A 24167-nucleotide genomic window follows, 5' to 3' on the forward strand; every position below is an offset into this window, starting at 1 on the left:
AAAGTGCTTGACATTCCAAATATATTCTGTAATATTATAGATGGGAAGGAGTTCGTTGTTATGAATGCAAATACACAAGAACTTGAGAATTTGTTCCGAGAAATCGCTGTGATACTCAGTACGAGTGTCGAGGCGGTAAAGGCTTTCTTTGCGGATGCAGAGAAAGTCAGTGATGAAGAATTGGTTAAATTGAAAAACAAAAGGAGGAAACGTCATGTACGAGATCACACTGCTTAGGATCACAAAGTGGGGATTTGGATTCTTTGAAGTCGCCGAAGTAACGGAGGGGTCCAATAGGGCTTTCTTCTTTATATCAATCAACAGGGCGTACGGTCTTCAAGTCTGTCTCCTGTGGTTGAACAGGTATGAAAGATAGGCTGACTCAGCCGGCACAGATATAGTGCCGGCTGATTTTTATTCCTCTATCTCCGGCTTCGATACCTCCAAAAGCTCAATATCCGATTCTTTTCCTGTAATTCTTACCACGTCTTTATCTATCTTTTTAAATTCTTTATTTGAATTATTGAAATGATTTACAGTGGTCGCAAGAGCATTTCCAAGCTTGCCCTGATATTCTTCATAGCTTTTCAAATGTTTCTGTAAACCTTCCACATTTTTGCGAATCTCTTTTGCTGACTCCTCTATCTGCATCGCCTTGAGCCCTTGCAGAACGGTCTGCAGATATGCAAGGAATGATGTCGGCGAAACAATGATAACTTTATATTTATTGGCAGCTCTTTGTATCAGATTGTCCGTCTCTTCCGTTATCGCGCCTATCTTATTGACCAACAAATCATAATAAATCGCTTCATGCGGAATAAACATAAAAGCGAAGTCCATTGTCCCCTCTTTCGGACGAATATATTTTGAAGTCTCCTGAATACGCAATTTTAAATCATTTACAAAAGCCTTCTCCAATTTTTCTTTTTCTTGAGGATTCTGCTCCACGCTCAATTTATTATAATTTTCTAAAGAAAACTTTGAATCAACAGGAATTATTTTATCTTTTATAAAAACAGCTGCATCCACTATCTCGCCATTGGCAAATGCATATTGCATTTTATATTGTGTCGGCGCTAAAACATTTTGCAATAAAGTCTCCAAATAATATTCACCGAGAATTCCACGGTGCTTCGGATTCTTCAAAATATCCTGAAGCGATTGAAGCTGATCGGCAAAAGAGACAACTTGCTTATTAGTCTCATCTAGCTTGGTAAGACCCTGGGTAACATCGCGGATAAGCTTGGCTGACTCGCTGAATTGATTGCGGACTGATTCATTCATATGGCGGGTGGTCTCGCTCATCTTGGTATCTACTGTGCGATTGAGCTCATTGATCTGCTCAAGGATAAGCTTGAGGCCAATATCTTCGCCTTTCTGCTCAACCTTGCCAGCACCTCTTATGGACACAATAAGCCAAACAAGTAGCGCGATAATTATTACAAATAAGATAACTAAAATTGTTGATGGCATACAAGTATTATATCATTCGTGGCTAAAAATAAAAAATGTGATAATATGTCGAGTATGAGTATACATAAAATAATTAAAGACGGAATAAAAGAAGCGATGTTGAAAAAAGATGTATTAAGGCTTACGGTGCTTCGCGGAGTATCTTCTGCCTTTACAAACGAAATAATCGCAAAAGACATAAAAGGAGATGAATTGGGAGATGAAGAAGCTCTTGCAGTTATACGAAGACTCGTAAAACAGAGAAAAGACTCTATCGAACAATTTACAAAAGGTGGCAGACCAGAGCTTGCAAAAGCTGAAGAAGCCGAGATGAAAATACTTGAAGCTTTCTTGCCACAAATGATGAGTGAGGATGAAGTGAGAAAAGTTGTGGAAGCGAAAATCGCTTCTGCCGGAAATGTGGATAAAACAAAAATCGGACAATTTATCGGCTCCGTGATGAAAGAACTTAAGGGGAAGGCGGATGGAGCAGTGGTGAAAAAGGTTGTTGAGGAATTGGTGAAATAAAAGCTCCCTCCCATCACTATTTTCCACCAGTGTGCCTTCATCCCGAAGAAAATCATAATCGCTGTTCTATACGAAAAATCCCAGAGTCGCTCCCGCACCTCCCGCCCGTGAGGTTTTTCTGTTCAATTCCTTGATATGTTTTGTGGTTTGACAATCGATATACGACTCTGGTATAATACACCCAGACAAGTTTTCCTGGTTTTCAAAGTGATCGGAGGATTATTATGGGAAGAAAAAGGAAATGGACAGATGAGGAGCTGATAAAAGAGGCTGGCAGATTGTTCCGAAAAGGAAAGCCCGCGTTTGACGCCGTGAAAGCTGTATTCAATAAGCATGGCATATTCAACCGAGAGAGGTTTCGTAGAATCCGCCAAGCGATACTTGGTCAGCCTACTGAGCCACACCGGGAGCAACCGCCCCAAGACGATCGCAAGCCGTGGTATTTAGATGAACGAACCGGCATGGCCTGATCAGCACCTCGAACACCCCCGCCTACTACGGGGGTGTTTTTTTATTTATGTGACCTCACGGGGAATCGGTCACGAGTATTTTTCTGCTGAAAAATCTCGCTACCCCGCCTCGCGCCGTCACGCTCCGGCTTTCGATTCCCCTGGACTTAAATAAAAATCACCAGCGAATAATGCTGGCGATTTTTATTTATGTGACCCTACAGAGAATCGAACTCTGATTACAGCCTTGAGAAGGCCGTGTCCTAACCGTTAGACGATAGGGCCAATATTAAATTGTTTAAACTAAAATCTCGAACCCTGAATTTACCTTCTTACAGAAGCCGTATACCTATTCTGTTTTATATTTCGCTTCACTCATATAAAACCATCATAGGTCTTTCATTTGGGTCCCTTGCCCAAATTTCAACCTCTCGAAGGCCGTGTCCTAGTCACAAGTCAAAGTCTGCTGACTTTGCTTGCGACCCCCTCTCGTGCCGTCGCACTCCGATCTTGCGGTTGGGTCCCACCCCAACCTCACGTTAGACGATGAGGCCAAAAATCAGCGGGCATTTTGCGAAACAAAACGCCCGTCTCATATTTTTATAACATAATATTATCTTTTTTTCCACTCTTCCTCCTGCCTCACAAGTAGTTCTTCTGCTTTTTCTGGTTCTGCCATCACTTCCTCTACAGTTCGTTCCATACGAGTTGATTGCGAGCCTTTTATAAGTATAATATCACCCTCCCTTAATATATCCTGCAAGGCTGTACCGGCTTCAACAGAATTGTCAAATTGAAAGACGTTTAATTCACCAAGACCATTGTCAAGAGCTCCTTCAGCAATCCTCCTCGATCTCACTCCAACAGTCATTAAAATATCTGAGGATTCTGCAACAAGCTTTCCTGCCTCATAATGTTCTTCTGTTGAGTGTTTACCAAGCTCCATCATATCTGCAAGAACGGCAATTTTTCTGGCTTTTGTCTTAATATCTTTTAGAGCTTTGAGAGCCGAGTGTAGTGCTACGGGTGATGAGTTGTAAGTATCATCTAAAATTGTCGTATTCTTTATTCCTAGTAATATCCTCATTCTACCCTTCGGCGATTCGTGTTTTAAAAGTCCTTCACCAGCTTTAACAAGATTCACATCTTGTGAAAGACCAACAGAGATAGCAGCCAAAGATGAATAAATACTCTGCATACCAAGTGAATATTTTATAATTATTGGTACAGAATTGTTTAAATATCCCACTTTGAAAATCATGCCATCTGGCGTTCTCGTCTTCTCTTCATAATGTATTTCGATATTTGACGCTTTAATATCGGCATCACCCAAAAGACCGTACTTTAAAATCCTAGTATTTGCCCTCTGTGTCATTTTCATAGCGTCAACATCATCAGCGTTTGCAATTAACACCCCGTCATATTTCAGAGCATCTACTAAATACCATTTCTCCTTTATTATTTCATCTCTATTTTTAAAGAACTCAATATGAACAGGAATTTGTGCAAATCTTGTCAGAACTACTACATCTGGGCGAAGCCACTTCGATATGTTCTTAATATCTCCTGGCCTATCTGCACCAACTTCGAGTATAAGCCATTCTGGGTAACTCTGTCTCCAGATTATCAATCTTAAACCTTCCCAAATATTATTAAGCCATTTAAAAGGGTTGCTCCAAGCGTTCGGACACCCGAGTATCGTAAGTGGAATACCAATGTCACTATTAAAACTCTTTTCACTTTTTCTAACGTAAAATGATCCGGACATTACTGAAAAAATAGCGTCTTTTGTGGACGTTTTCCCAACACTCCCAGTAACCGCCACTACTTTAGGGTTGTATTTCTTCAGGACAAGTCTTGATTCAAATTGAATTATCTTCGTAATTATTTTCTTGAAAATTGATTTCATGTTTTTATATTAGCATATCGAGAGTACAAATGACAAAAATGTTTTTATCTTATTCTATCTATCTGGCGGTATCTCATAATAATTTATTAAATATTTTGCAATATCAAAAAAAGGTTTAGAAAGAGTATTTGAAGCAAAATCTATATTTTGAGGTTCGATTGTATATAAAAATACTAAAAATCTTGGATTATATGCCGGGAAATATCCGAAAAAAGAATGCAAAAATCTGTCTGGATAGTAACCTCCACCATCTTTGGCTGATCTTGCTATCTGTGCAGTACCTGTCTTTGCAGCAACGCTATAGTGTTCAATTTTATATTGTCCTTGTATTAAGGCCGTGTCTACCAAGTTTACAAGCATTCTCGTAATCTCTTCTGATGTTCCTTTACTTATTATTTGTTGCGCTTCATCTATATAAGAGACTTTCTTAGATAATCCAACCTTATAATCGATCCTCGATACGACGTGCGGGGTAATGAGTTTGCCACCATTCGCTAACACAGAAAAAGCTCTTGTTGCAGCAATAGGTGTCATAGAAAAACCCTGCCCAAAGGAAGCGTTCGCAAACTCTATTTGTTTTGAACTGCTTAGATTAGATGTGAGATTGTCTATATTTCCTGCCGACTCACCAGGTAAATCTATACCGGTCTCTGTACCTATACCAAACCTTTTGAAATAATCCAAAAACTTCTGTCTGCCCATGCTTTGCATAACAAAAGTAGCACCAGTATTCATTGAGTGATTCAACACATCTTGCATACTTGTTTTACCTCTGCTTTTTTTATCAACATTGTAAACCTTATAGCCGTCTAATTCGATAAAACCATAATCCGTAAATGTTGTTTTTGCACTTATAACGCCAGAATCAAAACCGGAAGCCATAGTAATCGCCTTTATTACTGATCCTAATTCGTAAGAATCACTTACAAGTGGATTTGAAAAAACGCCAACATCTTTTTCTTTACTAAAATCATTTAAATTAAACTCTGGATATACCCCCATAGCATATATTTCTCCAGTTTTGGGGTCTATTACTATTCCGCCGGTGATTTTCGAATTCCATTTCTTTGTAGTCTGACTAAGTGCATTTTCAAGATACCCTTCTACTTCAGGATTTATGGTAGTAATAATATCGCCTTCTCTTTGTGAATCTTGTATAAAATTCTTATTTATATTTGAAAATATTTCGGCAAATACGTTTACATAAATATCACCGCCATCTCTGACTAGAGTATCATTATAGTATTTCTCTAGACCATATCTTCCCTCGAGAGCATCACCGACATCATTATACCCAACAAAACCAGTAAGACGAGCGGCAAGACTTTCTCCAGGATAATATCTCCATTTTTCTTTTTGAATAATAAGGCCTGTAATCTTCTCTGCATCGATCTTCTTTACTATTTCTTCTGGAACCTTTCTCGCTATCTCTTCATATGGATCATTCTTCTTTAACATTTTAGAGTAGAAAACGGCAGGGTCTAAAGTAAGATATTGAGAGAGCGTCTTATAAACCAGATCTCCATCTAAAATCAACTTTGGACTGACTGCTACTGTATATCCGGTCTTTAATGTCGCGGCAGATACAAGTGATCCATCTTTTGTTTGAAAAAATATGCTTCCCCTATCAAAAACATTGTTAGATACTGTCGTATATTGTCTATCGGCTTTTTCTAAAAAAATATCACCGTTTACAATTTGCAGAAAATACAGTCTAACAGTTAGTAATATAGAAAAAAGAATTATCAGAATAAAGATAAACCTAACCCTTAATGAGAAACTACTTGTTTTCATTTGTAGACAAAGATAGGCCGTTTGAAGATGGTTTAAGAGCCAAGAATTTCTGGTTTTTTATAGCAATAAAACCTTTGGATACAGCCAGATCCATTGTTATAGCGTTTTTAGCATTTAGATAGTTAAATTCTGCAGAATTTATACTTGAATTCAATACAGAAACGTCTTTTTCAAGCCTTTCTGTCTTAATGGAATTCATAACAACACCATAAACCAAAATTATGTATGAAGCCAAGAGAGATACAAATACTGAGAGAAGAATTCTTGTGACGTTTTTCTCCCCGTATGTGAATTTTCCTATTTGGTTTTTAATTGCTTTTGTCATACTATTTTTTCAATAACTCTAAGTTTTGCACTTCTCGATCTTGGATTTTCGTGTATCTCCCTTTCACTTGGAACAATTGGTTTTTTGTTTATAAGTCTCCCTTCTCCTATTTTTGACTTATCTCTGAAAAAATTTTTAACTTCTCTGTCTTCAACGCTGTGAAAAGAAATTATCCCTATACGTCCGCCGTTATTTAACAGTGTCCATCCTTTTTGCATACCTTCTTTCAGAGCACTGATTTCATCATTTACTGCTATTCTCAAAGCCTGAAAAGTTTTTGTAGCAAAATGTATTTTTCCTCTCTTGTATGCTGCGGGTACTGCTCTTTTGATTATCTCTACAAGGTCAACTGTTGTCTTTATCGGCTTTTCTTTTCTTGCCTCGACAACTTCCCTCGCAATTCTTCTAGAATATCTTTCATCCGAGTAAGCGTAGATAATGTCCGCTATTGTCTCTTCGCTCCAGTTGTTTAGAATTATCTCGGCGGTTACGCTTTCACCTTCTCCCTCAGAAAATGTCATAAGGAGGGGTTCGTTATTTCTTAAGGTAAAGCCCCTGCCGGATGCATCAAGTTGATCGGATGATAGTCCAAGATCAAGGAGAATCGCATCTACCGAAGAGACACCGACAGAGCTTAAAACCGAATCAATCTTTCTGTAATCAGATAAGACAAGATCAAACTTGCAGCCAATCTTTGAAAGACTTGCTTCTGCCCTTCTTATTGCCCCCATATCTCTATCCGTAGCGATAACGCGCACCTTTCCACCAAACTCTGAACAAACTTTTGCACAGTGACCAGCTCCTCCAAGAGTACCGTCAAAAAACACGGCCCCTGGTTTAAGATTAAGATTTTCTATAGCTTCATTTAAAAGAACTGTCTTGTGCATGGCTTTACAGAGCCCCGGCCTGACCTAATTTCTCTGCTAATTGATCGGCCCTTTTCTCCACAACACCCTTGTATTCTTTCCAGGATTCTTCATTCCAGATTTCAACTCTATCCTGAACACCGACAACTGATACTTTATTCTTAAGATTTGCTCTTGCGACTAAAAATTCCGGTAATAGTATTCTTCCGATAGTATCTACTTCCACTTCTGTCGCACTTCCAAACATATATCTGTTGAAGCTTCTGTTGTCCGCTTGAAGCATTGAGAAATCGGAAAGTCTTTCTGAGATTTTCTTCCACTGTGCAAAAGTAAATATCCAGAGACAATTATCAAGTCCGGCAGTAATAATAATCTTCCTTCCCATCTCTTTGCGAAATTTCACTGGGAGAGAGACTCTTTTCTTATCGTCTAGTGTATGTATGTATTCGCCAATTAACATAAGAATTCTATTATTAGTTTAAGGAAGACTTAATAAAATCTCTCACTTTTTATTTTATCCCACTTCTTCCCACTTATGCTGTATTTTATAGCACTTAGTCCCACCAAGCAACACCTAGACTGTTGATAAGTTCAAATACAAAAATCCATCCTTATCTACCAATGGTGGATTTGACATATCGCAGAGATAGGACTAGTATAAAAAATGGAAAATACATGTATACACTCGTGTGGGTGCACTTGTATAGCGATGTTGTTTGAAGGAGGTAAAGATGAACAATAAAGACCTTGATTGGAGAGAGATTGTCAGAATAATTGTAGCTATGGTGGCGGTCATTGGAACTGTGGCAATCGTCGTAAGTGCTAGTATAAACGTACAACACAAACACGGCCACGACGAAGACACTCGAACGAAAATACCCTTTCATTCTGACCTCAAGTCGGAAATGATTTATGGAGGGGTTATCAACACGAGTATCAAGAAATCTCAACAGATCGTCAGGTTTGGTAATAAATTATTGGTTGAGCTCGTCGAATACGACATAACAAATGCGAGGTTTACACCAGTCGGTACACGGAGATATTTGTTAAAACTTGATGACTATATCCCCAACATCGGCGAATATGCTCTCGCTATCAAAACACCAAGTGGGATTAAACTTGTTAAGTATAACCCGCCAAAACCTTAGTCATCTGGCCATATAAAGCCGCCCGCGAAGGACTCTTGCGGGCGGCTATCTTTATTTATCGAATATTATTTTCCTGTTCTAACACATCTTGTCGCTGCGGCTCCACCTGCTGGTTGATGATAAACACTTCCATCAGAAAAAAGTACTATGAATTTGTCCCCTCTGTATCCTGCTGGAGATGTATAAGTCCAATACGGGCCTTCTGTTGTATTTGGAAAAAAGGTTTTATTTATAGCTGGATCAAAAGAGCCAGTGTCTACAATGGAGCTAAGTTCTTTAAGAGTAGGCATTCTCCATTCCTTACTATTTCCACCCAAATTTAATCTCTCACATTCAGATCTGGCTTTAGACCATTCCCGAAGAGCGGCACTTCCAGAAGTACATTTACTGCCTGACATACCTTGAACACATTTTGCCCAGATAAGACCAGTATAATTATCTGTTATAGTGTTATCGCCATTATCTTTATAGTTAGTTGGTGATTCAGGTGGTATACCCCTAGCTAATTGAGTAATTGTGGATGTGGCAATTGGCGTTGTAGATGTTGCTATTTTAATAGTTGAGAGACCAACCGTCCCGAATTTGCCTGAAAGAAATTCCGCGAGATTCTCTTTCAAAACATGTTTATAAGAGACTCTATCAAAAACAACGAATGAAAAAAGTAAAACTGCAACAAAAGAGAGTATCAATGTCTTTTTATTTTCTTCTATCATACTGGTCTAATTAATAATTACTAGTAAATTATCCCTTTCGTTTCATAAATGGAAATATCTGACATTCCCTAATCGGCTTGTCCGACAAGAAACTAAAAAGCCTTTCAGAAAAACCGAAACCAAAAGTCGGTGGCATACCGTATTCAAGTGCTTCGACAAATTCTCCGTCCATCATCTGCGCTTCTTCATCTCCAGTTTCTCGAAGCTTGGCTTGTCCCTCAAATCTCTCCATCTGATCGAGCGGATCATTGAGCTCGCTGAAACCCTTACCCATTTCAGAACCAGCAAGGATAACTTGGAACCTTTCTACAAGATCAGGATTTTTTTCCATTCTTTTTGCAAGCGGTTCCATCATCACCGGCACATTTATAAGGAATCCTGGACCGCCAATTTGCTTCCTGCAATATTTCCACAAACTATCTATCGCTCTGTTTTTATTAAAACCTTTTTTGTCATATTCGATTTTCAAATCCTGTATTTTGTTTTCCATATCTTTGAGAGATGCGGACAAAATATCCACTTTCGTTATTTTCTTTATTGTATCGACATAATCATATCTTTCCCATTTACCACCAAGATCTATGTCAAAGCCTCTTACTTTAAATTTCAGTGTACCAAAAGTCTCCGTGACAATATATTTATACATTTCTTCTATGAATTTCATGCCGATTTCATAATCTGAATATGCCCAATAAAATTCCATATGCATATAATCTTGCAAGTGTTCTGCATCAGCACCTTCGTTTCTAAAGATTCTACCTATTTCAAAAACCTTTGGAAAACCCGCAACCATAAGACGTTTGAGCCAAAGCTCCGGTGAAATTCTCAAGTATACGTCTGTATCATAAGCATTATAATGCGTAATAAACGGCCTTGCATCCGCTCCACCCGCCGTATTCTCAAGAATAGGTGTATCCACTTCCATAAAATTTCTCTCTAGAAGAAAGTCCCTCGTTGATTTCCAAAACTTCGATCTCTTCACAACCATATCTTTCACTTCCGGATTCGACAGTATATCCAAATATCTTTTTCTTAATCTTTCTTCTTCATCTTGAAGACCGTGCCATTTCTCCGGCAAAGGTCTCAAACTTTTCGTAAGCATTTTCCATTCCTCTACCTTAATGGTTTTTTCGCCCTTTTTTGTAATAAAAAGTGTTCCGGAAACTTCCACAAAATCTCCTATATCCGCAGTATTTTGAAATAGATCAAAAGCACTTGCGTCCATCTCATCTTTCTTGAGAAGTCCTTGAAAAAGTGCAGTGCCATCATTTATATTGAAAAACATTAAACCACCTTGACCTCTTATGGCTATAATCCTACCCACCAGGTAGATTTTTCCTTTCTTAGAGATATTTTCAAAGTCTTTTATAACTTCAGATAGATAGAAATCTCTTTTACTCTTTGCAGGGTAAGGGTTTATACCCCTGGCCTGAAGCACCTTCATCTTCTCTATTCTCGTATTTCTAAGTTCTTCAAAAGAAGCCATTTTAAGTATAAATTATTTTATGTCTATAACTCTATATTTTTGAACGCCAGACGGAGCATTAAAACTGAAATTCTCTCCCTTCTTCTTTCCAAGTACTGATGCACCTATCGGCGATCTGTTGGATATTTTACCAGCAGACATATCAGACTCGGCTGACCCTACTATCATAAAGGTTCTTTTTGCACCGCCGTCTTTTTCTACAGTAACGGTACTGCCTATAACAGCGTGGTCTCCGTGTTTGTCTTCAACAACCGTCGCATTTTTCAATATTTGATCTAATTTAGAGATTCTCTCTTCAACGCTTGCTTGTAGAGCTCTTGCTTCGTGATATTCGGCATTTTCCGAAAGGTCTCCCAAACCTCTGGCATAGTCTAAAGACTCTGCGACTTCTTTCCTCTTTACATTTTTAAGATCTTTAAGTTCAGTCACCAATTCACTATATTTCTGCTTCGTAAGATACTCTCTTTTTTCTTCCATATTTAAAAAGGCTTAAAATAATAATTCAGTGGTTATTCTAACATATTAAAGCTAGAAATCAAAAGATTTACTACTATTGTAAATACTCCGGCCGATTCGCATAAATCCATTCAAAAATCTGTCGCATCGGATAAACGCCTCCGTAAGTCGTATGTACCGGACCCTTTTCCATTATTAAAGCAAAAGCATATTTTGGTTTTTCATAAGGGAAGAAACCGATAACCCAAGCATTTATAAATTGCTTCTGCGAACCAAGTTCGGCTGTTCCGGTTTTTGCACCAAGTGAAAATTCTGGGAATTGAAGTCCTGTGGCAGTTCCCCCAGCATCCACTGCCATTTTCATACCCTCACGAGCGACTTGAAAATAACCTGAATCGATAGGTATTGTCTGAGATTCCCCTCCCTCCCCACCAAATATTATGGTTGGCTCCAAAAGCTTGCCTCCGTTTGCAATGCTAGCCACAGCACGTACTGTCTGTATCGGAGAAACTTGGAAGCCATATTGCCCAATAGATGTATGATACGTATCTCCGATCCTCCAATCATCTCCATTAAAATTTACTGCTTTCCACGCTGGATCAGGAAGGGTTCCTTGAGTTCCATTGAAAAAACCGTTCGGTAATGCCGAGCCAAAACCAAACATTTGCATATATTTTTTAATATTATCTATTCCGAGGCCCTTCTGATTTTCATAGCCTCCACCAATTTCATAGAAATATACATCGGAGGAAACAGCCAGGGCTTCCCTCATATCTACATATCCATGAGCCTTCCAGTCTTTGAAGACGGACGGCTTCGATGGGTCATACTGATTTGGTAAAGAAATAGAGCCTGTACTTAAAATATTGTCATATTGACCTATAATTTTTTCCGCTAGAGCCGCTACCGCCATGAATGGTTTAACAATAGATCCAGGAGTATAAAGACCGTCCACTATTCTATCTAGAAATGGATTATCTTTATCTTTTATATATCTGTTTATCTTTGTGTTATCCTTCCCATCTGTCAAAACCTGTTGATTATATTCAGGATAGCTAACGAGCGAAAGTATTTCACCAGTATTAACATCCATTATCACAGCTGCACCACCTGTATATCCTGCGGTCAGAGCTATGTTTGAAATTATTGCATACATTGCATTGGATAAGTCAGAGTCAACAGATAACTTTATATCCTTCCCGTCTTCTGGTGGCCTTAAAACACTCTCGGATTGTGTTTTACCAAGTGCGTTTATCTCAAGAATTTTCAAACCATTTTCACCAGAAAGTTCCGTATTGTAGAATTTTTCAACACCATCTTTTCCAATAAAAGTGTCACTATAATAAAAACCGTACTTATCCTTTGACGGGTATTTCAAATATCCGACTATATGTGATAGGCCCGATATTGTTTCATATTTTCTTAATGCAAATTCCGGATTATTTTCATCAAAGACATTCCATGCAAGTTTCTTATTGTTTTTATCCAAGATCACCCCGCGCTTTGCAAAAATAAGTGTATGCCTTAGTCTATTATTTTCACTCCTATCAAAATACTCAGGCCCCATTGAGACCTGTAGATACCAAGACCTCCAAAAAAATGACAGAAAAATAATCACAAAGACTATACCGAGAAAGAAAAACGTTCTTATAGAAATTGGTTTTTCTATTCTCCCCTCAAATTGATGAACATCAAAATTTGGCAAGTTTTCTGAGTCAATAAAAATCTCATCAGGATCAATATCTTTTGTCCTATTCTTATAAGAATCTTTTTTAAAAAGTTTTTTTATATTCCTATACATGATCTTCTCTGACCGAACCCTACTCCCGAGAATAGAATTTTAACACTGTTTTTAATTTAAGAGAAATTAAAAACAAAATCAAAAATATTATCGTGAAAACGAACGGAAAATTAAAACCAAAAATATTTCCACTTCCATAAATCCTATCTATAAGATAAGCAAATATAACCCCTTCCAAAAAATCTGTAAAGAAAAATGTTAAGACAAAAAGAAAGATGGCTGTAATATATGGTGGAAATAAGAAGACAAAAATCAAAGCAAAGATATCAAGGATTACTCTTAACATTTCATTTTTTATTATTCGGAATCAAGATTTCTACCCATTTTAGCTCTAAAACATTTATTGGGCTTTTAAACAAGACTGTCTGAAATGAGTCAGCCTCTTTATATTCCACCTTTTCAACTATACCAAAAATATTTGGAGAAATGGAGGGGATCACCACATCGTCACCTTCTTTAATATCTATCTCCCTTGGGAGCTCAATCTTAAAATTTCCTCCCCCTATACCGACAGCTTCTTTTAAAACATTGTTTGAGCCAACCAAGACTAGAACTTTCTCATCTGGTGAAGAATAGAGTATTACTTTTGAAGAGTTTGCATAGACCTCTGACACTCTGCCGATAAAGATATTGCCATCTGCAGAGACTTTGTCTCCAACCACTACACCAGCATCTGTACCGATATCTACGATCAAGGTGTCATATGGTGAGAAAGATGGCTTAACTAAAATACTCGCCAAGACAGCCTTTGAATAAATACTTTTCCTACCAAGTAGGTCTTTTAGATCAGTGTTTTCTTGAATTAAGATTCTATTCAATTCTGTGTCTTTTTTACCTTTTGTCATTTCACTTTGAAGCAACTGATTTTCTGCTATGAGAGCAGATTTCGACTTCAACCTCTCAAGGCTATTTGAGAAAAAAGAATTGAGGCTTGATCCAACTTTCCAAAAAGGTTTCCCTACCCAGAAAAGAATTGCTCTGGCTGATAATGTACTAAATGTAAAAATGACGAGGAAAAACAAGACTATGACAATAAGCCACAGTCTTTTTCTGTTCCTTGAGTTATTAAAACTATTTCTTTGGGGGTAATTCGTCCTCATTTTGTATCAAAACTTCTCTATATTCATCAATGTTTTCAAGAATAATACCAGCTCCCCTTGCTACTGCTGTAAGCGGGTCGTCAGCAATCCTAACCGGTATTTTTAGATATTCTGTTAAAAGTGTATCTAGACCCTTAATGAGTGCACCTCCTCCAAAAAGATAAATACCTCTCTGCATAATATCGGAAAGAATCTCCGGTGGGGTTGTCTCAAGCACTTCCTTTGTACCCTCTACAAGTGCTTCTATAGAAGAAGACATAGCTTCACGGACATCACCGTCTGTAATAATAACTTCTCTCGGTAGACCAGTAATAAGGTCTCGTCCTTTTATAGAAGTCTCCATTGATTCATTTGGTACAACAGCTCCGATAGCAATTTTTACATTTTCTGCAGTTTTTTCCCCGATCAATATTTTAAATTCACTTCTGATATAAGAGATAATGTCGTTGTTTAGCTTGTCTCCCGCTATTCGAAGATTTTTTGATCTTACAATACCAGAAAGCGAAATTACTGCGATATCAGATGTTCCCCCGCCAATATCTATAACCATATTCCCAACTGGTGATTTTATCGGCAGACGGATTCCTATTGCTCCAGCCATTGGCTCTTCTACTATATGTACCTCGCGAGCTCCAGCGTTTCTAGTGGCGTCTTTTACCGCTCTTATTTCAACGTTTGTAACACCGGAGGGTACTCCAACTACTACACGTGGGCCAAGCATTTTGGGAGAGATTTCTTCAGCCTTTCTGATAAGATGAGCTATCATTTCTTCTGTAACTTCAAAATCTGAAATCACTCCGTCTACAAGCGGTCTTACAGCAACAATGTGTGCCGGTGTCCTACCGAGCATTTCTTTGGCTTGAGTACCGACAGCCACCACACGTCCCGTCTTTTGATTCATAGCTACCACGGATGGCTCATTTATCACGATACCTTTCCCTGCAAGATACACCAAGGTATTTGCTGTACCCAAATCAATCCCAATATCATTGGAAAATCGTCTATATAGTTTTCTTTTTGTGTCTTCAATATACTTAAACATGATTGATTTTTTATGAGCAAAGCGAATTTTAAAAATCATCACCCTGTGAAATGCCGACACCGACGGCGTATTTCACTCTGGTATTTCGCCTTACTTGTAATTTTCTATAAACTTAAAAACATCTTTCTCTTTCAATATCGACACTTTTCCACTCTTTCTTTCTTTTATTTCAAATTCGCCTTTTTCAATACCTTTTTCACTTACTACTATTCTCAATGGTATTCCTATAAGATCCGAATCATTGAACTTCTCTCCGGCACGGGCATCTCTATCATCATATAACACCTCTATACCTATTTTTGCAAGTGTCTCATAAAGTGCTTCGGCAGTTTCCTTAACTTTTTTATTTTCTGATACAAGCTCTATAAGATGCACCTTGAATGGCGCGATAGACACCGGCCAGACGATTCCTTTGTCATCGGACATTATTTCTACGATAGTCCCCATCGTCCTACTTGGACCAAACCCGTAACAACCCATGAAGACTGGTTTTTTATCACCTTCTTCATTCACATAGTCCAATCCCAACGGCTCAGAGAATTTAAAACCGAGTTTAAATATATTTCCTACCTCTGATGATTTTTTTTCTACCAGTTTTTTATTACCGCATTCTGGGCAAGCCTTGAGCTCATCGGACAGTTCTTTGTTTACAGCAACTTTGCATTTATCACAACAATAAATAGTATCCTCGCCATTGGGAGTTAGGGTTTGAAATTCATGTGAATATTTACTGAATGTACCTCCTTTTGCATAAGTAAAATAAGTTATATCACCAATACCGAGTCTACTAAATATTTTCTCGTAAGCTTCTTTAACCTTACCATAAAATATTTCATGTTCTTTTTCATCGATAGAAAAAGAGTACATGTCTTTCATTAGAAATTCTCTGCCTCGCATTATCCCGCTCTTTGCTCTTGCTTCATTCCTAAACTTCGTCTGTATTTGATATGGGTAAACTGGTAAATCTTTGTACGATCTTATATGGTTTTTTAAAAGTGTTGTCAGAGGCTCTTCGTGTGTAGCACCAAGACCAAGCTCCGTGCCATTGTTTAATTTTGTCTTAAACCAGATACCCATCACTTCATCGCTCCATCTGCCTGTCTTTTCCCACGAACCTTTGTCTTGCAATGCAGAAAGCAATAATTCCTGACCACCTATAGCATTTAGTTCATCTCTTATAATATTGCAAATATTGTTGAGGACTTTCAAACCAAGCGGTAGATAGTCATAAACTCCGGCCATTTCTTTATTTATAAATCCGGCACGAATCAGGAGATTTGCATTTTTTGATACTTCGTCTTTAGGACCCTCTTTGCGGGTCTTACTTAGCAACTTTGATTGTCTCATATGGTAAATACTACATTAATTTGAGCCAAAACAAAACACTTGACTTTTGCAGTTGTGGTGATAGAATCATCCTCAGAAAAAAGGATGTATTTATGAATTTCAATTTGACTCTGGCTGTCATAGTGGCGGTAGTGATCGTATTGTGGATGTTGGCAACTCACAAGGAAAAGCAACGGAGTAGAAAGAAATGAAAACGCTAGCTCCTACTATCCTGATATTGGGTTATGTGATAGTTAGCATCCTCACCATCGTGACAGTACGATTTGGTCTCGCTTTGCGTATTGAATACGCAGTGATGAGGTTTGTCAAACGCTGGAATAAAAAGGAGAAAAAATGAAATGGTCAGAATTGAGCACAGCAGAACATGCCCTCATAATCACGGTCGGATTTATCATCTTGTCTGTGATTGGGTCTTGGCTTATCCGCAAAATCCCTTTCATAAAAGAACATGAGGACAAGGTCGACGGGAGGACTGAAGAAATCGATGGGTCGTGAAGAACAACTCATTAGACGGCGCGAACAAGAGTTCGCGCCGTATTTTTTTATTAAACACGTTTGTAAGCGACCGAAGCCCCGCCATTTTCTCACCATTGCCGAAAGCTCCCTCCACCCACTTTCTCTACGATCTAGCGGACTCTGTAAGTTAGCGAGCGAGGATTTATAAATATCTTTGCTAGGGGTGGCGAGCCTGCCCCTTTTGAAATGCCTTGGGAGCGCGACGGCGCGAGCACGAGGAATTTTCTAGCAAGAAAATATCCGTGCATTTCAAAAGGGGCAGGTCGACAGGACCCCGTGAAAATATTTATCAAAACCCGAGCGAGTTTTTAATGAATCAACTTCAAAATATCCTTATAAGTAATAAAAATCATCAGGCCGATAAGCAGTGCAAAACCGATTCCATTGGCCCAATTGGCTATCGCCGGTTTTATTTTCCTTCTGAAGACTGCTTCTATGAAAACGAATAAAACTCTTCCACCATCAAGCGCCGGAAATGGCACTGCATTTAATACGGCCAAGTTTATAGAAATAAGAGCAATGAATCCGAGAAGATATGACGCGCCGAGATTCCTCGCCTGTCCCACCATTCCCGCTATTCCCACAGGACCTGAAATTTGCGATATTAAACCTTTTTCACCTGTGAAAGCCCCGGCAATAAATTTCCACATACCGACAGCGACGACTTTTATTTCAAGGATGGTAAGTTTGACCCCCTCCCAAAAAGAGCTGAAAAATCCGAGCTTAAGAGTCCCCGCAAAATCCATTGCTATACCTATAGCCTTTTTACCTTCTGTTATCCCTGCAATCGGGACGATGTTCACACTACTCGTAGATACACCTCTTTTTATCTCTAAATTCACAGCCGCTACACTTTCCGAAATAATTTTCTGAATTTGTTCTATCTTAGGGTTTGCCAGATTCTGCTTATCTCCAGAAATATTTATAATAAAATCCCCTTCTTTGAGACCTGCTCTTTCTGCTGGAGATCTTTCGGCGACAGAGATTATAATCACACCTGCGTCTTTTATTTTACTTGCGTAACTATCACTCACAGAAGTAAGCATTCCAAGATTGAAAGAAATTGAAATCAAAATCCAAGCAAAGACAATATTTAAAAATATTCCTGATAGGAGGACTACAATTTGCTTCCATTTTGAAGCATTTACAAAGCTTCTGGCAGAATCGGCACCTTTCATAGATTCTTCGTTCGGATCCTCACCAAATATCTTTACATAACCTCCGAAGGGGATAAGGTTCAAAGCGTATTTTGTCTCACCTCTCTGCCAGCCAAAGACTTTTGGCGGAAAGCCAATGGCGAATTCATCTACTCGAATACCAAACATCTTCGCAGAGATAAAATGCCCAAGCTCGTGGACAAAGACGAGAACCGCAAGAATTATTAAAAAAAGTAATATGGTCATGTTTTAAAAAGTTGAGGATTTGTAATTTGTTGTGTCCGCAGGCTCCTTTTCTGGTGCGATGTGGTGTAATTTTGCGAGAAGTAATCTTTGAGCAAAAGTATACCACATCGCAAGCCGCCGAGGATTAGGAAATTTTTCGGCTGGGAAAAATTTCTGCACAACAAATTGTAAATCCTCAACCTTGCTTATGAATTAATCTCTTTCTCCTTCTTCTCCAAAATCACCTCTAGGGCTTTACTACCTTCATCGATAATCTTCTGCATCTCATTCTTAAATCTAAATTTATCATCTTCGCCCATTCCGCCTTTCTTTTCCTTTTCCTGAATATCATTCCAAACTTCATCTCTTATCCCTCTCAGGGTCTTTCTCGCATCCTCAAGCTTAGTCTTTGCCGTCTTTATAATCATCTCCCTTCTCTCTGATGTAAGCTCCGGGAAAAATACTCTGACACCTTTGTCATCCACCGCGACAGATACTCCAAGATTTGCTGATATTATCGCCTTCTCAATCGCTTTCGCCTGTGACTTGTCCCAAGGGGAAATACGGATGACCCTCGCATCTTCAATGGAAATTCCCGCAACCTGATTGATCGCCATCTTTGTGCCGTAAGACTCCACTTGCACCCCGTCCAAAATCGCTGGGCTAGCAATCCCTGTCCTGATGCCCATATATTCTTTCTTTAGCCATTCTTCAACTCCTTTGGCTTTCTCTTTCAAAACCTTAAAATCGTAATTCATATATTTATTATGTTATTGTATTATATCAAAAAATCTACTAAATAAAAACTCGGCCAACTAATCAGCCGGCCGAGGTTTTTTGATTCACTGAACTACATGTGATCGCAGACCTTTAGGTTCTGCCACTTAACGTCGCCATCTGCACGAGCGTGCGCTTCACACAGGACGATGACTAACATCTTCGCTGGTAGCAGACTACTTTTCTTCTGCTGAGAAATGCGCTTTTTGTGTTTCTCGAGTACACGACACATCGCCAACTCCAAATCATGAATGATCATTTTGCGATTCTTCACAATCAAGCTTCTGTGTTTTTTATATAGCTCTTGCTTATCACTCTCGCTTTTCATGTATGTTCCCCTTCTGTTTGAGTTAGACAGATTACATTAGTTCTTCTGATTCAGATATTATAACATTTGTTATAAAAGTCAATTTGCTTCCTTGACCGGGCAAATACAATCCTACCTTTACTGTATTTTCTTCACTAGCAACTAGAACCTAGCACCTAAAAACTTGGTATGGTGAGTGCCACATACTCTATAAGCATTTTGAGAGATGGTGATTGCTCGCTAGAGTATTGTCTCACTTTTTCTAGAGATTCCAGCACTCGCACAGTATTTTTGTCTTTCAAATTTGCCTTTTTTGCAATTTCAGATTCTAAGGCATTGAAAAATTTAACAACCTGAATTTTACTTTCTTCTTCATCAGAAATACTTTCAGCAAGCTTTTTCACTGCATCCATTCTTTCGCCCACGGACATTTTTAAAAAGCTTTTTGCATTTATTTTACTCAAAGCCGTGACACTTTCATGCTCCACTATCATAAGGCGTGACCTTAGTGTCGGAATAAGTCCGTTTGCTGAAGGAATAATTATAAAAAAGTGTGTGCCACCGACTGGCTCTTCAAAAAACTTGAGCATTGCATTTTGCGCCTTCTCCGTAATAAAATTCGCCTGCAAAACAAAAATCTTTTTATCTGAAACTGTCGGGCGATTGTAATGAAGCTCTTTTAGCGTGCGACTATCTTCCGTATCCATCGTGTCATATTCACCATACCAAAAATCAGGATTGCTATGTATTGAAAATTTAAGTTCCTTTTCAAAAAACTTCTCCAATTCCAAAATCACCTGCTCCGCCTCGCCGACAATGCAATATGCGTGATGTAAATTTTTGCCTTGGGTGAAAAGATTCATAGATACATCATAATATAAAAATTAGGTAAAAGAAAACCGCCTCTGCAAGCGCTTAGTTTTCTTTCCGCTTGCGGACGGTTTCACCAGTTGTCATTACACCAATGGTGGTAGTTGTTTTTTTCTACAATCAAACGCGGCCCATAATGCAACGTAGCCAAAAATCACCATGACTGTCATGGTCGCACATCCATGAATTTTCTTCATGGCCGCGATCTTATAACCAAAAATCAAATATGCTGTAATGCCGGCCAAAACGTACGAAACAATGAAGGCAAACAGAGGGCTCAAAACAACCCAAACCAAGACGGCCATTATCATACAGAGCCAGGCCATAATATTTTCTTTCATATTTCTCTCCTTCTTACCAACATTCGCTTAATTGGCTTTTTAGGCCAAAGTTGTGAGTTAAGCGATAAACTCAAAGTCAAAATCAAAGAACTACTCTAGTATGATAGCATACTTGAGTATAAAAGTCAAGCATTTGGGTGATTTTGTTAGCTAAACAGCCGAAAGACGGCTTTAGAAAGCCATTTTTCGGCTAGGCGAGCGAGTCGGGTGCTTTTAAAAAGCATTGCACAGCGCGACGGCGCGAGCATAGCAAAAAGCCAGCAGGCTTTTATGCGCGGTTTTTAAAAGCACCCGATGAGCGAGCCGTCTTGAATTCGTTATCTCTTCGAAATAATACTCTTCTTGTAAGTATCCAAGTGTTCTAACGCAATCCCCGTCCCTTTTGCCACACAGTAAAGAGGATCTTTTGCCACAACAGCTTTCACACCAGTGCGTCTGAAAACAAGCTCGGCGAGATTGCGAAGCATTGAAGAACCACCGGTCATAATAATCCCTTTATCAATAATATCGGCAGCGAGCTCCGGCGGAGTCTCCTGCAATACATCTTTTATCGCTTTTATCATATCTTTGAGTTCTTTGGCGATAGCTTTTACTATTTCATTGGTCTTTATTTCCGTCGAGCGAGGAAGTCCTGTAAGAAAATCTCTTCCTTTTATAATAAGCGAAAGCTCTTCCTCTACCGGCACAGCACTACCTATTTTTATTTTAATATCTTCTGCAGTTTTATCTCCTATCGCCAAGTTGAATGTTTTTTTAATATAATCAGCAATCGCAGCATCTATTTTATTGCCCGCACATTTTACAGAAGTTGAAGAGACAATCCCTCCAAGAGAAATCACGGCGACATCTGTCGTCCCTCCTCCGATATCCACCACCATATGTCCCATCGGCTCATATATAGGAATACCTGCGCCGATAGCTGCAAGAATCGGCTCTTTCACGACATAAGCATTTTTGGCCCCAGCACGGATAGCCGCTTCCACCACAGCTCTTCTCTCTGTAGATGTAATACCAGCCGGCACAGAGACCATCACTTCTGGTTTAAAAATATTCCATTTGCCGAGAGCTTTGTCTATAAAATATCGAAGCATCGCTTCGGTCACACGATAGTCGGCGATCACACCATCTCTCATCGGACGATATGCAATAATACTATCCGGTGTCTTACCTATCATATTTTTCGCTTTCACACCTACGGCAAGGATTTTATTGTCTTGTTCAGATACAGCGACAACAGACGGCTCAAAAAGGACAACACCTTTCCCCGGCACAAATACGAGAGTATTCGCGGTTCCCAAATCTATACCTAATTTTCTGGTGAAAATGGACATGCGTTTAGTTATTCATATACTAGCTCTTTTTGGGCTTTTTGCAAATGAAAATTAAATTAGGTGTTTTGATTTATTTATAGCATATATGCTATAATATTTTTATGAAAAACAAGCTATCAGAAATCGGCAAGCTCATCACCGAGCTTCGTGAGAGACGCGGTATCACACAATCGGCTTTTGCTGAAAAGCTTGGCACAACACAAAGCGTAATCGCCCGCATAGAAAGCGGTGAGCAAAATCTAACCACAGAAATGCTTGAGAAAATCGGCGAAGCGCTAAATAAAGAAATCTTTACAATATCGAAAGGTGCGATGAATCTTGAAATAGAAGGCGGACACAAACTCTCCGGCTCGGTGATTACAAAAACATCCAAAAACGGTGCGATGGGTATTATCTCCGCTTCCCTACTAAACAAAGGTAAAACACTTTTAAAAAATGTGCCAAAAATTGAGGAAGTTTACAGAATGGTAGAAATCTTGGAAAGCATCGGTGTATCTATCAGGTGGATTGGAGATGATCTGGAAATCGAGGTCAAGAAAATTGATCTCAAAAAGATAAATAAAGAATCCGCCGAGAAAACCAGAAGTATTATTATGCTCATCGGCTCACTTTCACACTTTTTCAAGAAGTTTTCCCTACCACAATCCGGCGGATGCAAGCTCGGCTCGAGGACTGTCACCCCGCATTTTTTCGCCCTTGAGAATTTCGGTGTAAATATAGTCGCGAAATCAAAAAGTTATGAAATTTCGGCAAGTAAACTTAAGCCCGCAGAATTCGCCCTTTATGAAAGTGGAGATACCGTCACGGAAAACGCCATAATGACCGCCGCCCTTATCCCAGGGAAATCCGTCATCAAATTCGCCTCCGCCAATTATATGGTGCAAGATCTGTGCTTTTTCTTGGAAGGGCTTGGTGTAAAAATAGAAGGTATCGGTACGACCACCCTCACTGTGCATGGCGTATCGGAAATAAATAAAAATATTACATACTACCTCGCCGAAGATCCGATCGACTCAATGTTTTTCATAGCCACAGCAATACTCACAAATTCCTCTATAAAAATAGAACGCTGCCCGATAGATTTTCTTGAAATAGAATTGCTAAAACTCAAAAAGATGGGCTTTAAATATAAATTATCAAAAGTCTATAAAGCACTGAACGGTAAGACGAATCTTGTAGACATCACCACTTCCCCTTCCCGACTCACAGCACTTACCGATAAAATAGAAGCGAGGCCCTTTCCTGGGCTCAATATCGACAACCTGCCTTTCTTCGCAGTCATCGCCACACAAGCCGTCGGGCAAACTCTCATACACGATTGGGTTTATGAAAAAAGAGCGATTCACTACAAGGAGCTAGACAAGCTCGGTGCCGATACTATTCTCGCCGACCCGCATAGATTTTATGTAAATGGAAAGACAGATTTGCGACCGACAGAAATAATCTGCCCGCCAGCTCTCCGCCCCGCCGCGATTATTTTGATAGGAATGCTTGGTGCAAAAGGCAGATCGATTTTGCGAAATGTTTACAGCATAAATCGCGGATATGAAGACATTGTGAAGAGGCTGAATGGTTTGGGAGCGAAGATAAAGATGTTGAGGGATTAGAAATGGACAGACGGCGCGTTGCTCGTCTGTCCATAAACAGATGGTCATGTGTTTTACTTCTGTGTCAGCCACTCCAAAAACTTTTCGAAACATTTGACACATATGTGATACTTCTTCACTTCACGACTTGGCGAATCATCCGCCAGTGTTTGGGGTGGAGAAAAAGCTAGACCACCGTAAGCATGCAGTTCCTCGCCACATTTGTCGCATTTCGGCTTTATCATTTTCTGCTCCTTTCTACTCTATTTTAGAATATAGCATCAACCTTTTTCAAAGTAAAGAATTAAAGTGCAGGTGGCTTTTTTTATTAAAAATGATAGTATCAAAGACCTCTGGGGTGATAGATTAAAGCTATTCAGATTGTCGCGACGGGCACCTCCGATGGTGCTGGATCTCAAGTGCCAAGTATGTCTTTTTTGGCCACGAATCCTTAATGTGTCGCAAGTGGGAGAAGCTGTAATCCACCTAGACACTGATAACTATCACCCTGGGGACCAACCTTGCCCGTGCATTGTGCGCGGGCTTTTCTTTTGCAGGCAAGTTTGACAAGAATAATCAGATATGCTAGTATATAAAGTAGATAAGTCGGTGCCTCAATGAATGGGTGTCATTGGGGGCTG

At 39.2% G+C, this 24167-nt stretch carries 24 protein-coding genes and 1 tRNA gene; 4 read left to right on the forward strand and 21 right to left on the reverse strand.

Going from position 1 to position 24167, the window contains the following annotated elements; translation table 11 throughout:
- The first annotated feature begins 3 nt into the window (after positions 1 to 3).
- Positions 4 to 237, forward strand: coding sequence for a hypothetical protein (locus WC631_01425; protein MFA6227127.1), 234 nt, complete (start codon positions 4 to 6; stop codon positions 235 to 237).
- Between the two features lie 177 nt (positions 238 to 414).
- On the opposite strand, the gene WC631_01430 is transcribed toward WC631_01425, so the two are convergent.
- Entirely contained in the window at positions 415 to 1473 is a 1059-nt protein-coding gene (locus WC631_01430; protein MFA6227128.1) for a DNA recombination protein RmuC, read from the reverse strand.
- Positions 1474 to 1527: 54 nt separating this feature from the next.
- On the opposite strand from WC631_01430, the gene WC631_01435 reads away from it, so the two are divergent.
- Positions 1528 to 1980 (forward strand): GatB/YqeY domain-containing protein, encoded by a 453-nt coding sequence (locus WC631_01435; GenBank protein ID MFA6227129.1) that lies wholly within the window; start codon positions 1528 to 1530, stop codon positions 1978 to 1980.
- A 662-nt stretch (positions 1981 to 2642) separates the two neighbouring features.
- On the opposite strand, the gene WC631_01440 is transcribed toward WC631_01435, so the two are convergent.
- The 6 genes from WC631_01440 to mraZ form a co-directional block, all read right to left on the reverse strand.
- Positions 2643 to 2714, reverse strand: a tRNA-Glu gene (locus WC631_01440).
- Between the two features lie 328 nt (positions 2715 to 3042).
- On the reverse strand, positions 3043 to 4338 hold the full coding sequence (gene murF, locus WC631_01445) for a UDP-N-acetylmuramoyl-tripeptide--D-alanyl-D-alanine ligase (GenBank protein ID MFA6227130.1): 1296 nt from the start codon (positions 4336 to 4338) through the stop codon (positions 3043 to 3045).
- Positions 4339 to 4392: 54 nt separating this feature from the next.
- A complete protein-coding gene (locus WC631_01450; protein MFA6227131.1) occupies positions 4393 to 6132 on the reverse strand; it encodes a penicillin-binding protein 2 in 1740 nt (579 codons plus the stop codon).
- Positions 6119 to 6457, reverse strand: a complete 339-nt coding sequence (locus WC631_01455) for a hypothetical protein (GenBank protein MFA6227132.1) — start codon at positions 6455 to 6457, stop codon at positions 6119 to 6121. Before WC631_01455 ends, WC631_01450 begins: the two co-directional genes overlap by 14 nt.
- A complete protein-coding gene (gene rsmH / locus WC631_01460; GenBank protein ID MFA6227133.1) occupies positions 6454 to 7344 on the reverse strand; it encodes a 16S rRNA (cytosine(1402)-N(4))-methyltransferase RsmH in 891 nt (296 codons plus the stop codon). The genes WC631_01455 and rsmH overlap by 4 nt, the downstream gene beginning before the upstream one ends.
- Before the next feature lie 4 nt (positions 7345 to 7348).
- Complete coding sequence (gene mraZ, locus WC631_01465) at positions 7349 to 7783, reverse strand: division/cell wall cluster transcriptional repressor MraZ (protein ID MFA6227134.1); 435 nt, start codon at positions 7781 to 7783, stop codon at positions 7349 to 7351.
- Between the two features lie 271 nt (positions 7784 to 8054).
- On the opposite strand from mraZ, the gene WC631_01470 reads away from it, so the two are divergent.
- Complete coding sequence (locus WC631_01470) at positions 8055 to 8471, forward strand: hypothetical protein (GenBank protein MFA6227135.1); 417 nt, start codon at positions 8055 to 8057, stop codon at positions 8469 to 8471.
- Between the two features lie 65 nt (positions 8472 to 8536).
- On the opposite strand, the gene WC631_01475 is transcribed toward WC631_01470, so the two are convergent.
- The 14 genes from WC631_01475 to WC631_01540 form a co-directional block, all read right to left on the reverse strand.
- Positions 8537 to 9184, reverse strand: coding sequence for a DUF1566 domain-containing protein (locus WC631_01475; protein MFA6227136.1), 648 nt, complete (start codon positions 9182 to 9184; stop codon positions 8537 to 8539).
- A 28-nt stretch (positions 9185 to 9212) separates the two neighbouring features.
- Entirely contained in the window at positions 9213 to 10670 is a 1458-nt protein-coding gene (gene lysS, locus WC631_01480; protein ID MFA6227137.1) for a lysine--tRNA ligase, read from the reverse strand.
- Positions 10671 to 10682: 12 nt separating this feature from the next.
- On the reverse strand, positions 10683 to 11147 hold the full coding sequence (greA, locus tag WC631_01485; GenBank protein ID MFA6227138.1) for a transcription elongation factor GreA: 465 nt from the start codon (positions 11145 to 11147) through the stop codon (positions 10683 to 10685).
- Between the two features lie 73 nt (positions 11148 to 11220).
- Positions 11221 to 12927 (reverse strand): penicillin-binding transpeptidase domain-containing protein, encoded by a 1707-nt coding sequence (locus WC631_01490; protein ID MFA6227139.1) that lies wholly within the window; start codon positions 12925 to 12927, stop codon positions 11221 to 11223.
- Positions 12928 to 12946: 19 nt separating this feature from the next.
- Positions 12947 to 13213 (reverse strand): hypothetical protein, encoded by a 267-nt coding sequence (locus WC631_01495; protein ID MFA6227140.1) that lies wholly within the window; start codon positions 13211 to 13213, stop codon positions 12947 to 12949.
- A gap of 1 nt (position 13214) precedes the next feature.
- Positions 13215 to 14027 carry a rod shape-determining protein MreC gene (gene mreC, locus WC631_01500; GenBank protein MFA6227141.1) on the reverse strand — a complete coding sequence of 271 codons (813 nt, stop codon included), beginning with the start codon at positions 14025 to 14027 and terminating at the stop codon, positions 13215 to 13217.
- Positions 13999 to 15069 carry a rod shape-determining protein gene (locus WC631_01505; protein MFA6227142.1) on the reverse strand — a complete coding sequence of 357 codons (1071 nt, stop codon included), beginning with the start codon at positions 15067 to 15069 and terminating at the stop codon, positions 13999 to 14001. Before WC631_01505 ends, mreC begins: the two co-directional genes overlap by 29 nt.
- 90 nt (positions 15070 to 15159) lie before the next feature.
- Positions 15160 to 16416 carry an aminoacyl--tRNA ligase-related protein gene (locus WC631_01510; protein ID MFA6227143.1) on the reverse strand — a complete coding sequence of 419 codons (1257 nt, stop codon included), beginning with the start codon at positions 16414 to 16416 and terminating at the stop codon, positions 15160 to 15162.
- An 824-nt stretch (positions 16417 to 17240) separates the two neighbouring features.
- Entirely contained in the window at positions 17241 to 18335 is a 1095-nt protein-coding gene (locus WC631_01515; protein ID MFA6227144.1) for a site-2 protease family protein, read from the reverse strand.
- 185 nt (positions 18336 to 18520) lie between these two features.
- The gene (frr, locus tag WC631_01520; GenBank protein MFA6227145.1) at positions 18521 to 19072 is read right to left on the reverse strand and encodes a ribosome recycling factor; all 552 of its coding nucleotides are present in this window, start codon (positions 19070 to 19072) and stop codon (positions 18521 to 18523) included.
- A gap of 92 nt (positions 19073 to 19164) precedes the next feature.
- Complete coding sequence (locus WC631_01525; protein MFA6227146.1) at positions 19165 to 19419, reverse strand: hypothetical protein; 255 nt, start codon at positions 19417 to 19419, stop codon at positions 19165 to 19167.
- A gap of 155 nt (positions 19420 to 19574) precedes the next feature.
- A complete protein-coding gene (locus tag WC631_01530) occupies positions 19575 to 20261 on the reverse strand; it encodes a hypothetical protein (protein ID MFA6227147.1) in 687 nt (228 codons plus the stop codon).
- A gap of 93 nt (positions 20262 to 20354) precedes the next feature.
- Positions 20355 to 20609, reverse strand: coding sequence for a hypothetical protein (locus WC631_01535; GenBank protein MFA6227148.1), 255 nt, complete (start codon positions 20607 to 20609; stop codon positions 20355 to 20357).
- 317 nt (positions 20610 to 20926) lie between these two features.
- Positions 20927 to 21940 (reverse strand): rod shape-determining protein, encoded by a 1014-nt coding sequence (locus tag WC631_01540; protein MFA6227149.1) that lies wholly within the window; start codon positions 21938 to 21940, stop codon positions 20927 to 20929.
- 101 nt (positions 21941 to 22041) lie between these two features.
- On the opposite strand from WC631_01540, the gene WC631_01545 reads away from it, so the two are divergent.
- Positions 22042 to 23547 (forward strand): UDP-N-acetylglucosamine 1-carboxyvinyltransferase, encoded by a 1506-nt coding sequence (locus WC631_01545; GenBank protein MFA6227150.1) that lies wholly within the window; start codon positions 22042 to 22044, stop codon positions 23545 to 23547.
- Positions 23548 to 24167 lie beyond the last annotated feature (620 nt).

Source organism: Candidatus Paceibacterota bacterium (genome assembly GCA_041663045.1).
Taxonomy (GTDB): domain Bacteria; phylum Patescibacteriota; class Minisyncoccia; order Phycocordibacterales; family GWA1-40-21; genus Bog-1340.

Bases quoted from the DNA above. Each gene is read 5' to 3' on its own strand.
- WC631_01470 (MFA6227135.1), top strand. From the start codon at position 8,055: ATGAACAATAAAGACCTTGATTGGAGAGAGATTGTCAGAATAATTGTA.
- WC631_01450 (MFA6227131.1), bottom strand. From the start codon at position 6,132: ATGAAAACAAGTAGTTTCTCATTAAGGGTTAGGTTTATCTTTATTCTG.
- WC631_01455 (MFA6227132.1), bottom strand. From the start codon at position 6,457: ATGACAAAAGCAATTAAAAACCAAATAGGAAAATTCACATACGGGGAG.
- WC631_01430 (MFA6227128.1), bottom strand. From the start codon at position 1,473: ATGCCATCAACAATTTTAGTTATCTTATTTGTAATAATTATCGCGCTA.
- greA (MFA6227138.1), bottom strand. From the start codon at position 11,147: ATGGAAGAAAAAAGAGAGTATCTTACGAAGCAGAAATATAGTGAATTG.
- WC631_01435 (MFA6227129.1), top strand. From the start codon at position 1,528: ATGAGTATACATAAAATAATTAAAGACGGAATAAAAGAAGCGATGTTG.
- WC631_01530 (MFA6227147.1), bottom strand. From the start codon at position 20,261: ATGAATCTTTTCACCCAAGGCAAAAATTTACATCACGCATATTGCATT.
- mraZ (MFA6227134.1), bottom strand. From the start codon at position 7,783: ATGTTAATTGGCGAATACATACATACACTAGACGATAAGAAAAGAGTC.
- WC631_01525 (MFA6227146.1), bottom strand. From the start codon at position 19,419: ATGAAAAGCGAGAGTGATAAGCAAGAGCTATATAAAAAACACAGAAGC.
- WC631_01510 (MFA6227143.1), bottom strand. From the start codon at position 16,416: ATGAGACAATCAAAGTTGCTAAGTAAGACCCGCAAAGAGGGTCCTAAA.
- WC631_01545 (MFA6227150.1), top strand. From the start codon at position 22,042: ATGAAAAACAAGCTATCAGAAATCGGCAAGCTCATCACCGAGCTTCGT.
- WC631_01505 (MFA6227142.1), bottom strand. From the start codon at position 15,069: ATGTTTAAGTATATTGAAGACACAAAAAGAAAACTATATAGACGATTT.
- mreC (MFA6227141.1), bottom strand. From the start codon at position 14,027: ATGAGGACGAATTACCCCCAAAGAAATAGTTTTAATAACTCAAGGAAC.
- WC631_01475 (MFA6227136.1), bottom strand. From the start codon at position 9,184: ATGATAGAAGAAAATAAAAAGACATTGATACTCTCTTTTGTTGCAGTT.
- frr (MFA6227145.1), bottom strand. From the start codon at position 19,072: ATGAATTACGATTTTAAGGTTTTGAAAGAGAAAGCCAAAGGAGTTGAA.
- murF (MFA6227130.1), bottom strand. From the start codon at position 4,338: ATGAAATCAATTTTCAAGAAAATAATTACGAAGATAATTCAATTTGAA.
- WC631_01515 (MFA6227144.1), bottom strand. From the start codon at position 18,335: ATGACCATATTACTTTTTTTAATAATTCTTGCGGTTCTCGTCTTTGTC.
- WC631_01540 (MFA6227149.1), bottom strand. From the start codon at position 21,940: ATGTCCATTTTCACCAGAAAATTAGGTATAGATTTGGGAACCGCGAAT.
- WC631_01490 (MFA6227139.1), bottom strand. From the start codon at position 12,927: ATGTATAGGAATATAAAAAAACTTTTTAAAAAAGATTCTTATAAGAAT.
- WC631_01495 (MFA6227140.1), bottom strand. From the start codon at position 13,213: ATGTTAAGAGTAATCCTTGATATCTTTGCTTTGATTTTTGTCTTCTTA.
- rsmH (MFA6227133.1), bottom strand. From the start codon at position 7,344: ATGCACAAGACAGTTCTTTTAAATGAAGCTATAGAAAATCTTAATCTT.
- lysS (MFA6227137.1), bottom strand. From the start codon at position 10,670: ATGGCTTCTTTTGAAGAACTTAGAAATACGAGAATAGAGAAGATGAAG.
- WC631_01535 (MFA6227148.1), bottom strand. From the start codon at position 20,609: ATGAAAGAAAATATTATGGCCTGGCTCTGTATGATAATGGCCGTCTTG.